The following is an 11,776-nucleotide window of genomic DNA, read 5'->3' on the forward strand; positions in this document are numbered from 1 at the left end:
GCCCCTCAGTGCCGGCGTCCTGCCGGGGTCAGCGCGCGATCCCGTCGTAGCCCTGGATGTCCTGCGGGCCGCGCGAGCCGGGGCCCACGTAGCGCGCCGACGGCCTGACCAGGCGGCCCGTGCGCTTCTGCTCCAGGATGTGGGCGGACCAGCCGGCCGTGCGGGCGCAGGTGAACATCGCGGTGAACATGTGCGCCGGCACCTCCGCGAAGTCCAGCATGATCGCCGCCCAGAACTCGACGTTCGTGGCGAGGACGCGGTCCGGCCGGCGCGCGTGCAGCTCGGCCAGCGCGGCCTTCTCCAGGGCCTCCGCCACCTCGAAGCGCGGGGCGCCCAGCTCGCGCGCGGTGCGGCGCAGCACGCGCGCCCGAGGGTCCTCGGCCCGGTACACCCGGTGCCCGAAGCCCATGAGGCGCTCGCCGCGGTCCAGCGCCGCCTTCACGTAGCCCTCGGCGTCCCCGGTCCGCTCGATCTCCTCGATCATGCCCAGGACCCGGGAGGGGGCGCCGCCGTGCAGCGGGCCGGACATCGCGCCGACCGCGCCGGACAGGGCCGCGGCGACGTCCGCGCCGGTGGACGCGATGACCCGGGCGGTGAACGTCGACGCGTTCATGCCGTGCTCGGCGGCCGACGTCCAGTAGGCGTCCACGGCCGCGACGTGCTTGGGGTCGGGCTCGCCGCGCCAGCGGATCATGAAACGCTCGGTGATCGTCTGGGCCTTGTCGATCTCGCTCTGCGGCACCATCGGCCGTCCCTGGCCGCGGGCGGACTGGGCGACGTAGGAGAGCGCCATGACGGCCGCGCGGGCGAGACCGTCCCTGGCCTCGGCCTCGTCGATGTCCAGCAGCGGTTTCAGGCCCCAGACCGGGGCGAGCATGGCCAGCGCGGACTGGACGTCGACGCGGATGTCACCGGAGTGGACCGGGATCGGGAACGGCTCGGCCGGCGGCAGCCCGGGATTGAACTTCCCGTCGACCAGCAGGCCCCACACGTTCCCGAAGCTCACCTTGCCGACGAGGTCCTCGATGTCGACCCCGCGGTAGCGCAGTGAGCCGCCTTCCTTGTCCGGCTCGGCGATCTCGGTCTCGAACGCGACGACTCCTTCGAGTCCCGGCACGAAATCGGACATGAGGCGGCTCCTCTGGGCGGTTGATCTCGACGGTCCCTTGGTGGGTTGTGTCTCCGGTCCTGGGCCGCCCAAACGACGGTCGCCCCGATGCGGCGGGCCGGGCCGGACCGTCAATTCTCTCGGTCGGCGGACCCACCGGTAAGGGTGAGATGCCGCACATCCCCTGGCGCCGGTGCGGCCGGACTCCGCGGTCCTGGAAGATGTGCGCGTGCGAGAACCACAAGAGGTGCGTGAGGACGACCCCGCGGCCATGCGCAAGCAGTACCGCGCGGCGGGGCTGGACGAGGCCGGTCTGGCGGACGACCCGTACGAGCAGTTCGCCCGGTGGTTCGCGGACGCCGTGCGCGCCACCGGGACCGGGGCCCTCACCGAACCCAACGCCATGGTGGTCTCCACCGCCGGCCCCGGCGCCGTCCCCAGCTCCCGGACCGTGCTGCTGAAGGGCTACGACCAGCGCGGATTCGTGTTCTTCAGCAACTACGGGTCGCGCAAGGGACGGGAACTCGCGGCCAACCCGCACGTCTCGCTGCTGTTCCCCTGGCACCCCATCGCCCGCCAGGTGATCGTCGGCGGCCTGGCACACCGCGTCTCGGAGGAGGAGACCGCGGCCTACTTCCACAGCCGGCCGCACGGCTCCCAGCTGGGCGCGTGGTCCAGCGACCAGTCGAGCGTCGTCCAGGACCGCGCGGCCCTGGAGGAGCGGTACGCCGAGTTCGCCGCACGCTGGCCCGAGGGCACCCATGTGCCGGTCCCGCCGTACTGGGGCGGCTTCCGGGTCGAGGCCAGCACCGTGGAGTTCTGGCAGGGCCGGGAAAACCGGCTGCACGACCGCCTGCGGTACGTGCTGCGAAGGGGCGGCACCTGGGCCGTCGACCGGCTCGCGCCTTAGCCGAACCGCCGCACCTCAGGTGGTGGGAAGTACCGGGAAGTGCCGGGAAAACGAACGACCCGCGGGCTGCTCCCCGGAGCCGGGTGGCTCCGAGCACCGGCCGGACAATTCCGACGAGCCCGCGGGTCGGGTGAACTGCGTGGGATTGGCGCGCAACGCGCACGCCGGGTGCGCGGAGCTAGCCCGCAGTCACCTCACGTGTCCGAGTGCAACTCATGCTTCAGACCACCTCCCTTCGTGTGTGATGCAACCCTAAGAAGAGATCCGGATCCAGACAAGGGATTTATGTGAACCAGGTGTGATGCAGCGCACACAAGAGTTGAATAGTGAGACGTGCAGCCTTCCGATGCGCAACCCCGAAGCGACGAGCAACTGCTCGCGGCACTGCTCGACGGGATGGAGGCGGGTCTGTGTGCCTTCGACCGTGACGGCGTCATCACCCACTGGAACGCCGAGGCGGCCCGCATACTCGGCTGGAGCGCGGACGACGCGATCGGCAAGCACGGTTTCGAGGGCTGGGCGGCGCGAAGCGCCGACGCCAGGGAGGCCGAGCGCCGGCTGCTGGCGGTGATGGACGCACCCGGGCGCCAGGTCAACGAATTCGCGCTGCTCACCAAGGACGGCCGCCGGGTCCTGGTCAGGACCCAGGCCGCGGCCGTGTCCAGCGCCTCGGGTGAGCCCGCCGGCGTCTACTGCGCGTTCTCCGAGGTGCACGCGCAGATCGACCTCGAGCGGTCCATCGCGCTCAGCGAGGCCCTGTTCGCGGACGCCACCTGGGGCGTCGTCCTCATCGACGCGGACCTGCGCCCGGCGGTCGCCAACGACCGCGCCGCCAAGATGCTGGCCACGGGCCGTGACGCGCTCCTCGGGCGTCCCCTGGGCGACCTGCTCTCCCAGGGCGCGGAGGAGCTGGAGAGCGCCCTGCAGCACGTTCTCGCGGAGGGCGCGCCGCCCGGGGTCAGCGACCTGTGGGTCAAGCCCCGCAGCGAGTCCGGCGCCCGGCGCTGCTGGCGCAGCGGGTTCGTCCGCCTGGGATCGCCGCTCGGCGAGGAACCCGTGCCCTTGGGTGTCGGCTGGCTGTTCAGCGACGTCACCCGCCAGAAGACCGCCGAGCAGCAGAGCGCTCAGGTGCGTTTCCGGTACCAGCAGCTGCACCGAGCCGACCGGGCCGCCGGCGAGTGCGAGGACCCGCTCGAGGCCGTGGCCCTGCACATGGACTTCGCGCTCGCCGGGTTCGCCGACCACGCGCTCGTGGACGCGCTGGACGAGGCGGGGCGGCCGGTCAGGGTCGTCGCCACACCTGAGGGAGAGCAGGCCGCTCCCGGCCCCTGCCAGCCGGTGGAGGGCAACACGATCCCCGTGGGGTACGGGGCCGGCCACCCCGTCGTGCAGGCGATGGAGCGGCTCGGCACGGTGCGCACCACCTTCACCGCACCTGGCGGCGGGGAACCCGGCCCGCGGGCCCGCATCGACGCGTGGGCGGCGGCCAGGCTCTGGCCGGCCGGCACCGTGCACGGCCTGTCCGTGGTGCTGCGCAGCCGGGCCCGCACGGTCGGCGCCGTCACCTTCCTGCGGGGAACGGGCCGCCGTCCGTTCGACCCCGCGGACGCGGCGTACGCCGAGGACGTCGCGGCACGCGTCGCCACGGCCCTGGACCTCGCCGGCCTGGGAGGACCGGTCGGCGACGGATCACGGCACGCCGACGACGCCGGTGACGGCGGTGGTGGCGCCGGTGACCCGACCGACGGTGGGCCCGGCTTCGGCGGCTACGGCGCCGGTGGCGGGGACCGCGGTGACCCGACCGACGGTGGGCCTGGGCCCGGCGCCTAGGACCAGGGATCTCCGCACTGGTTCAGCGCACCCGGCGGATCTCCGCACTGATTCAGTGCGTGCGGGAGATACCCCGCACTGGACCAGTGCGGGCTATCGCCGGGACCCGGCCCAGCGCCCGGGGGATCCGGTTCGGCGTTCCGGAGACCGACCGGCTCAGTGCCGGAAGAAGATCCGGTCCCGGTACTCGTCGAAGACGCGGCCGTTCCACTCGTGGCCTCCGTCGACGTTGCCCGAGCGGATCATCGGCGGAGTGACGCCGCGGGCCGCCAGATCGGACGCCGCGGTGGCCATCACGGCCTGCATCAGCGCACTGGTGACGACGGTCGAGGCGGGGGCGAACGGTGCCGGGATGGCGTCGTTCGTCAACTCGCCGTCGCCGACCGCGATCTTGGAGTCCAGGACGATCTGGCAGTGGTCCTTCAGGAACGTGCCGGAGGCGTGCCGGGAGCGGGTCTCCGCGGCGTAGACGACCGACGTGACGGCGATCACCGTCATGCCCAGGGCGCGGGCGTTCTGGGCCATCTCGACGGGCAGGGTGTTCCGGCCGGAGAGCGAGATCACGAAGAGCACGTCGCCGCCGCGGGCGGGGCTGGTGTCCAGCGCCGCGCCCGCCAGTCCCTCCACCCGCTCCAGCGCGCTGCCGAGCGTGGCGGGCATCACGTCGACGCCGACGACCCCGGGAACGGCCAGCAGGTTGATCAGGGCGAGCCCGCCGGCCCGGTACACCACGTCCTGGGCCGGCAGCGAGGAGTGGCCGGCGCCGAAGACGAACACCCGGTTGCCGCCGGCGATCGCGTCGGCCACGGCGGCGGCCGCTTCCCTGATGCCCTCCCGCTCCTCGTCGCGTACCCGCCGCAGGAGTGCGACGGCGGCGTCGAAGTACCGGTCGGACAGGTGCTCGGAGGGCTCAGTCATGCGGATCACCGTGCTGCCACGGCGCTCCCGGTGTCAAGAAAGACGGAGGTAGGGGGCCGGCACTGCCGCGCCGGGAACGGTTGTCGGCGCGATGCGTCAGAATTGCTCTCAGGGCCACGCACGATTTACACGAGGGGCGCGATGTCCGGACTGATCGACACGACGGAGATGTATCTCCGCACCATCCTGGAGCTCGAGGAGGAGGGTGTGGTCCCCATGCGCGCCCGAATCGCGGAGCGGCTCGACCAGAGCGGCCCGACGGTCTCCCAGACGGTGGCGCGGATGGAACGCGACGGGCTGCTGCACGTCGCCGGTGACCGGCACCTGGAACTGACCGAGGAGGGCCGCCGCACGGCGACCCGGGTCATGCGCAAGCACCGCATCGCCGAGTGCCTGCTGGTCGACGTGATCGGCCTCGAATGGGAGCAGGTGCATGCTGAGGCGTGCCGCTGGGAGCACGTGATGAGCGAGGCGGTGGAGCGGCGGGTTCTGGAGCTGCTGCAGCACCCCACCGAGTCGCCGTACGGCAACCCGATCCCGGGCCTGGAGGAGCTGGGCGAGACGGGCGAGGCCGACCCGTTCCTGGAAGAGGGCATGGTCAGCCTGACCGAACTGCGTCCCGGGCCGGCCGGGGCGAGCGTGGTGGTCCGCAGGATCGGCGAGCCGATCCAGACCGACGCGCAGGTCATGTACACGCTGCGGCGGGCCGGTGTGCAGCCGGGCGCCGTGATCAGCGTGACGGAGGCCTCCCGCGGGGTGCTGGTCGGCAGCGGCGGCGAGGCGGCGGAGCTCGACGAGGAGATCGCCTCCCACGTCTTCGTGGCCAAGCGCTGACCCTTCGGGCCGCCGCGGCCCCGGAGCGCCTTCTCCCCGACAACCGAACAGCTTGCGTATCCGGCCCCGGCGCCGCCTTCACGGCGCCGGGGCCTTTCCCTCCCCTGTGCCCCTCCCCAGAGGTTTCCCCGCGGAGGACTCAGGACCCCGAGCTTCCCGAGTGCCTCCCCGCGACCCGCTTCCCCTTCGCGCCGCGTCCCGCTGAAGATCTCCCCTCGGCCCGTGCGGCCAATCCTTGAGCGCCGTCACTCGAACGAGGGGTGTTGGCCGCGTGAGCCCCTTGTTCGAATAAAAGTTCGATAGCGTGTGCTTCGAAGGGAGGTGCGGGAGATGATCAAGCGACACGAGGTGACGGGAGCGGGCGGCGTGCGGCTCGCGGCCTGGGAGTACACGCCCGAGCCCGCCGTGGCGCCCGAGATCCCGGGGGTGCCGATCGTTCCCGGGGTTCCGGTCGTCCCGGTGGTCCCCGAACCCGCCGACATGCCGGGCCGCCCCGGCGTGCTGCTGCTGCACGGCCTGCTGGGCCGCGCCACGCACTGGGTCCCGACCGCCCGCCGGCTCGCCCCCCGGTACCGGGCGGTCGCGCTCGACCAGCGCGGCCACGGCGGCAGTGGCAAGCCCGCGGGGCCCTACACCCCCGAGGCCTACACGGCGGACGCGATCGCCACCCTCGAACAGCTCGGCCTGGGGCCCGCGGTCCTGATCGGTCACTCGACAGGGGCGCTCACGGCATGGCGGTGCGCGGTCGCCCGGCCCGATCTCGTGTCGGCCGTGGTCATCTGCGACATGCGGGCCTCGGCGCTCGGCGAGGCGAGCCAGCGCGAGTGGCAGGACTGGCTGGCGTCCTGGCCGGTGCCCTTCGCGTCCCTCGCGGACGCACGCCGGTGGTTCTCCGTGTTCGACCCCTGGGCGGCCCCGCCGAACGCCGTCAGGGGCGAGTTCCTCGCCGAGACGCTGGAGGAGCGGGAGGACGGCTGGTATCCGGTGCAGGCGCCCGAACACCTGCTGGCCTCCCGCGAGCCCTGGATACGCGACGCGCACTGGGACGAACTCGCGCAGGTCGGCTGCCCGGTGCTCGTGGTCCGTGGGGTCGACGGCGAACTCGGCCGCGCGGAGGCGCAGGAGATGGTCCGGGTCCTGCCCCGCGGCCACTACGCGGAGATCGCCGACGCGGGCCACCTCGTGCCCTGGGACCAGCCCGAAAAGTGGTCCCGCGTGCTGGAGCGGTTCCTGCGGGTCGTGCAGGCGCAGGGACAGAAGTCATGCTCCGCGCGCGGACGTTGATCCGGCGGGCTCCCTGACGGACGGTCAGTCGGAGTCCGCCGAGGAGCGGGAGCCGTACTCCGGGGACGCCAGACGGCGCGGGTAGTAGCCCGGGTTGGGCCGCTCGGCAGGGCTCGGGGTGCCCGCCAGACGGCTGCGCTCCCCACGGGCGGTGGCCCGCACAAGGGTCACCGTCAGCAGCAGGAAGGCCGCCCCGACCACGCCGGGCAGGACGGGCGAGCCATGGGTGCGGTCGCCGAACGCCGGGGCGGCGAGCCCGGTCGGGTCCTGGGTGACCGTGACCCGCTCGCCGACCGACGGCCGGTCGCAGCGGATCTGGCGGCTCACGTACGAGCCGTCGTCGAGCCGCACCCGGCAGGCGTCCCACGAGGTGCGCAGCGTCGTGCGGTGGGTGAACGCGGCGATGGTGCCGTCGGACACCTCGCCCCGCGCCGTGAACACCGCGTTCGACACGGCGAACCCGCCGGCCAGCATGCAGAACAGCAGCAGGAGGAATCCGGAGAGGACCTGACCGATGGAACCGTGCAGCCAGTACAGCATCAGCACCATCGTGACCGACGCGGCGAGGACCACCACCGCCAGCCCGGCCACGGCGAACGCCCCCGCGTACGTCGCGTGCGACCACCCGACCGCGATCCCGGCCGTGGCCACCAGCGTGACCACGAACGTCACCGCGCAACGGGCCCACGCCGCACCGCGGGTGGGCGCTCCGATCCGCCCCGCCTCCCAGACGCGGGCGAACCCGGTGGGGCGTGCCGGGTCCGCAGAGGCCGGAGCCGCCGCCATCAGCCCGCCGTCTCCGTGGTCTCCGCCCTCTCCGGCGTCTCCTCGGCGGTCGTCGAGGACCCGGCGACGGCGCCGGGCGCCGCCCCCGCATCGTCGTCGCTGTCGGCGAAGCTGATGGTGCGCAGCACGGCCATCATCATCTCGCTGAACTCGCCCCAGTAGTCGACGGCGGCGGTGTCCATGGTGAACACCGCCGTGTACGGGCCCGTCGAGAAGGGCACGTACACCTGCACCTGCCCCATGTGCAGCCGGGCCTCCTCGCCGCTGGCCGTCAGTTCCGGGCTGATGGTGATCTGGCGGAGCGTCACGCAGGACACGGCCGGACCGCACGGCAGGTCGATCCAGCGCGCGTCGTTGTTCTCGTCGCGGACGAGGATCTCGCGGATGCCGTTGGCGGCGACGTCGACCGACGGGTGGTCCGACTCGATCGCGGCGACGGTGAACGAGCAGTGCGCGATGCCTTCGGGAATCGAGAACAGGCCCATCGCCGCGTACGCCAGGCCCTGGTCACCCATGGTCTCGCCGAGCGCGGCGTAGTACGGGGCGGCCGGGGTCCACAGGTCGTCGTCGCCGTTGGGATAGAGGTCCCGCACGAACTCCTCGGCCAGCGCGGCACGATGCTCGGGCGTGATCGCGATGGGCAGCGCGTGGAAGGACTCGGGGACGTCGAAGGTCAGCGGGGGTATGTCCGGGAGGAGGATCTCCTCCGTCGTCGTGGCGTCGTCGGACGCCACGGGGGCCGAGGGGCCCTGCAGCGTGTCGGAAGGGGGAGTGGTCATCGCAGTTGTCGCCTAGAGATCGCCGGGCTGGGGGCGTGCCGGCTCGCCGGTCTCCCCCATGAAGATGGAATGGGTTTCCGACAGGCCGCGGCCGACCTTGGCGGGGGCCTGGGCCTCCACGAGCACGGCGCCACTGGCCAGCCGGTAGAAGCGGGGTGCCTGCGCGGCCGCGGGGAGTTCGGCGACGAAGCGGGCCACGCGCTCGCGCTGCGCGGGGGTGAGCGCCGACTCCGGCAGCAGCTTGCGGTGGTCCGAGAGCAGCCCGACCAGCTTCTGGGAGTCGCCCGAGGCCAGCCGGGTCCAGGAGTCGTCCGTGAAGCGGATCCGCAGGTCGTTGCCGCCTTCGCTGAACGCGAGGTGCTCGGCCCCGGCGATCGCGTCGCGCGGGGTCTCCCACAGCACGTCCGCCGCGGCCGTCATGTCGGAGCCGACGCCGAGCAGCACCAGCCGCCGTTCGGTGACCGCGGCGTCGACGCGGTAGCGGTCGGGCCGGCGCCCCGGGTCCAGCTGCCAGGGCAGCGAGCGGGCACGGGTGCCCGGGGCGGCCCACAGGACGGGGAAGTCCTCGACCTCGTCCGCCGGGTACTGCGCCTTGCCACTGGCCTTGGAGGCGCCGCTGACCGTGGTCGCGTTGCCGGTGACCGCGTCCATGCCCGCCTTGAGCGCCGTGGCCAGCCCGCCGAGCAGTCCGCCGCCCACCCGGTTGGCGGCTTGCGTGGCCGGTGCGTGCAGCCGGTACTCCGGGCCGGCCGGCCAGCCGGGCAGCTCGCCCTGGATGTCACGACGCGAGGTGTCCCGGAACCAGCGCGAGCCCGCCACGGGCGGGGCGTAACCGGTGGCGAAGCGGATCGGCGTACGCACGAGGGTGGATTCGTCCGGCTCCGGATACCAGTCCATCGTTCAGCGGCCTTTCGGTGGGGCACCTGCGGTGGGGGAGGAGGCGTCAGCCTATGTCAGTGCGACGTGGCCGACTGGTCGAAACGGTCGCCGAGGTGCACGGCCTCGCCGATGTGCTGCGGGATCGAGTACAGCTTGGGCGCGAGCTTGAGGCCCGCGTCGATTCCGCGTCCGAGGTTGCCCATGGCGTCGATGGCGACCCGGCCCTTCGTCACCAGGTTCAGGCCCTTGGTGCCGAGCAGCTGGCCGGGACGGTAAAGGCCCTCGGAGACCAGTTGCATGCGGTTCATGATCTTGCCGTCGGAGACGATCTTCCCGGCGTATTTCAGTCCGCCGATCTCGAGGGTCTTGCCGAACAGCTTGACCTGCTTGGCGCCGGCCACGAAGTCACCGGACAGACCGACGAAGTTGCGGCCGAGGGTGCCCACGCCCTTGAAGCCCTCGCCGAGTTCGGCGGCCCGGCCCGCGGCGATCGCGCCGTCCGCGACCTTCACGCCCTTCGAGAACGCACCGATGCCCGGGATCGCGCCGAGAGCGTCGAAACCGATGCTGACCCAGCTGACGTCGGCACCGGCCAGCTTGGCGACCAGGTGCGTGATCAGGGCCGCCGCACTCGTCACCACGGCCGCGGCCGCGAAGATGGCGCCGAGCGGTTCGAAGGGGGCGGTGAGGATCGCCAGCATGCCGAGGATGCCGCTGAGGTCGCTGAGGAGGTCGCCGATGAGCTTGATGAGGTCGGCGTGGTCCTTGACCCATTGGACGGTGTCGTTCCAGGCGGATTCGACGCCGTGGACGATGCGGCTGAACAGGCCGGGCTTGTCGGGGGCGATGTCACCGGCCTTGTCGAGGTCGTGGCTGACGGCGGTGGCGGCGTTGGTGTAGCGGGTGTGGAGTTCGTCGGCGCGGTGGCGGACGCCGTCGAGGGCGTTGCCGGCGTCGGTGACGTCCTGCTGCTTCTTCTTCGCGTCCGCGGCGGCCTGCGGGTCCGGGTTGGGTGAGGCCTCGGGCGCCGGGTGGGGGGTGCTGTGGTCGGTGGGGATGCCGGCGGCGGTCTTGGCGTGGTCGAGGGTGCCCTGCTTGGTGGCGGCTTCCCTTTCCAGCGCGTCCGCTTCGCTCTGGAAGCCCTGGAGCTGGTCGGCCCAGCGGGACAGGGCGTCGGAGGCCTTGCCGAAGGAGTCGTGGGCCTTCTTGATCAGCGGGGTGACGTCGCTGTCGATGTGCGCGATGAACGCCTTCGCGGCCTCGCCGCGCCAGTAACCGCATTCGATGCGGTCCAGTTCGCCGACGGTGGTGGTCAGTTCGGTGTGCAGGTCGCCGATCTGCCGGGCCAGCGAGCGGGTCAGGCCCACGTCGCCGGGCGTGGGGTCGAAGCCCAGGTGCGGGAAGCTACGTGTCACGGCCGCTCACTTCTTCCCGTCCGTCTTGAGGGAGTTCGCGAGCTGCAGGTCCGTGTCGTCGAACGTCTTGCCGATCTGGTCGATCATGTGCACCGCGTTGTCCGCGTGCTGGCCTATCTGCTTGATGCCGTAGTGCCAGTCGTCGGCGAAGTCGTGCACGTCGTCGATGAGCTTCGGAGCCCCCACGGATTCGCCGTTGGCGTTACCCATCGCCCGGCTCACTCCGTCCATCCGGCTGGCGATGGTGGAGAACGTCTTGCGCAAGTCCCCCATCACCGTTCCGTTTATCTGCAGGTCCCCCATGAAGAATCATTCCCTTCCCGGCGATTTACGGCATGTGCCAAGGCTGCGCGGCCTGCGGCTGAGTCGTGAGGGCTACTCTATGGGGCGTCTACGGAGCTGCCCCAGGCTCCGCTCGTCACGGTCCTGCGACAGCTGGCCCCCAGGGCCGATCACACGGCGCATTCGCCCCCGACCTGCTGGTAACTTGCGGTTCGCTGGATCCACTTCGCTCGTTGGGGGAACTTCAGATGCGTTGTCGTGGCCGAACACTCACAGGAACAGCGATCGCCGCCGCCGCGGCAGCCGTCGCGCTGGCGCTGAGCGGGTGCAGCAGCGACAGCGGCAGCCAGGGCAAGAAGGCACCCAGTACGAGCGCGTCCTCGTCGGCGGACCAGCCGGCACCCAGCGCCACGACCAGCGCGGCGGCGCCTGCCACCTCGTCCTCCCCGACCGCGAGCGGCGAGACCGACTCGCACAGCGTCGAAGGCGTGTGGATGGCCACACAGGGCGGCACCAAGGTCCAACTCGTCCTCGGCAAGGGCACGGCGGGGCTGACCAGCACCAGCCTCTGCGGCGGCTCCTACACCGGCGAGGACGCCATCGCACTCACGCTGACGTGCATGGACGGCAACAAGCAGCGCACGTCCGGGCACGGCACCCTCGCCGCCGACGGCAAGACGCTCACCGTGCAGTGGACCGGCGGGCTGACCGACTCCTTCACTCGCACCGGGCTGCCGAGCAACTGACCCTC

The 11,776-nt window shown here is 72.0% G+C and carries 13 protein-coding genes; 5 read left to right on the top strand and 8 right to left on the bottom strand.

What is annotated here, in order from left to right:
- Window positions 1-28 precede the first annotated feature (28 nt).
- Window positions 29-1,129 (bottom strand): citrate synthase 2, encoded by a 1,101-nt coding sequence (locus BMW99_RS00710; RefSeq protein ID WP_069466121.1) that lies wholly within the window; start codon window positions 1,127-1,129, stop codon window positions 29-31.
- Window positions 1,130-1,379: 250 nt separating this feature from the next.
- Here BMW99_RS00710 and pdxH point away from each other — a divergent pair, with 250 nt between their 5' ends.
- A complete protein-coding gene (gene pdxH, locus BMW99_RS00715; protein WP_069466126.1) occupies window positions 1,380-2,018 on the top strand; it encodes a pyridoxamine 5'-phosphate oxidase in 639 nt (212 codons plus the stop codon).
- Between the two features lie 333 nt (window positions 2,019-2,351).
- Window positions 2,352-3,848: a PAS domain-containing protein gene (locus BMW99_RS00720; RefSeq protein ID WP_075016045.1), complete on the top strand. Its 1,497-nt coding sequence runs from the start codon at window positions 2,352-2,354 to the stop codon at window positions 3,846-3,848.
- Window positions 3,849-4,004: 156 nt separating this feature from the next.
- Here BMW99_RS00720 and BMW99_RS00725 read toward each other — a convergent pair whose 3' ends face one another.
- Entirely contained in the window at window positions 4,005-4,766 is a 762-nt protein-coding gene (locus tag BMW99_RS00725; RefSeq protein WP_107451571.1) for an SIS domain-containing protein, read from the bottom strand.
- Window positions 4,767-4,907: 141 nt separating this feature from the next.
- Between BMW99_RS00725 and BMW99_RS00730 the strand changes: the two genes are divergently transcribed.
- Window positions 4,908-5,600 carry a metal-dependent transcriptional regulator gene (locus BMW99_RS00730; protein WP_069463787.1) on the top strand — a complete coding sequence of 231 codons (693 nt, stop codon included), beginning with the start codon at window positions 4,908-4,910 and terminating at the stop codon, window positions 5,598-5,600.
- Window positions 5,601-5,930: 330 nt separating this feature from the next.
- Complete coding sequence (locus BMW99_RS00735) at window positions 5,931-6,884, top strand: alpha/beta fold hydrolase (protein WP_069463786.1); 954 nt, start codon at window positions 5,931-5,933, stop codon at window positions 6,882-6,884.
- Between the two features lie 24 nt (window positions 6,885-6,908).
- Here BMW99_RS00735 and BMW99_RS00740 read toward each other — a convergent pair whose 3' ends face one another.
- The 6 genes from BMW99_RS00740 to BMW99_RS00765 form a co-directional block, all read right to left on the bottom strand.
- Window positions 6,909-7,670 carry a hypothetical protein gene (locus BMW99_RS00740; protein WP_069463785.1) on the bottom strand — a complete coding sequence of 254 codons (762 nt, stop codon included), beginning with the start codon at window positions 7,668-7,670 and terminating at the stop codon, window positions 6,909-6,911.
- Complete coding sequence (locus BMW99_RS00745) at window positions 7,670-8,449, bottom strand: hypothetical protein (protein ID WP_069463784.1); 780 nt, start codon at window positions 8,447-8,449, stop codon at window positions 7,670-7,672. Before BMW99_RS00745 ends, BMW99_RS00740 begins: the two co-directional genes overlap by 1 nt.
- A gap of 12 nt (window positions 8,450-8,461) precedes the next feature.
- Entirely contained in the window at window positions 8,462-9,346 is an 885-nt protein-coding gene (locus BMW99_RS41075) for a hypothetical protein (RefSeq protein ID WP_069463783.1), read from the bottom strand.
- Window positions 9,347-9,402: 56 nt separating this feature from the next.
- Window positions 9,403-10,743, bottom strand: a complete 1,341-nt coding sequence (locus tag BMW99_RS00755) for a putative T7SS-secreted protein (protein WP_069463782.1) — start codon at window positions 10,741-10,743, stop codon at window positions 9,403-9,405.
- 6 nt (window positions 10,744-10,749) lie between these two features.
- Window positions 10,750-11,046, bottom strand: a complete 297-nt coding sequence (locus BMW99_RS00760; protein WP_069463781.1) for a hypothetical protein — start codon at window positions 11,044-11,046, stop codon at window positions 10,750-10,752.
- A gap of 223 nt (window positions 11,047-11,269) precedes the next feature.
- Complete coding sequence (locus BMW99_RS00765; protein ID WP_069463780.1) at window positions 11,270-11,527, bottom strand: hypothetical protein; 258 nt, start codon at window positions 11,525-11,527, stop codon at window positions 11,270-11,272.
- Here BMW99_RS00765 and BMW99_RS00770 point away from each other — a divergent pair.
- Window positions 11,520-11,771: a hypothetical protein gene (locus BMW99_RS00770; RefSeq protein ID WP_069463779.1), complete on the top strand. Its 252-nt coding sequence runs from the start codon at window positions 11,520-11,522 to the stop codon at window positions 11,769-11,771. The genes BMW99_RS00765 and BMW99_RS00770 overlap by 8 nt on opposite strands.
- Window positions 11,772-11,776: the final 5 nt, after the last annotated feature.

The organism is Actinacidiphila rubida (genome assembly GCF_900110255.1).
Lineage (GTDB): Bacteria > Actinomycetota > Actinomycetes > Streptomycetales > Streptomycetaceae > Actinacidiphila > Actinacidiphila rubida.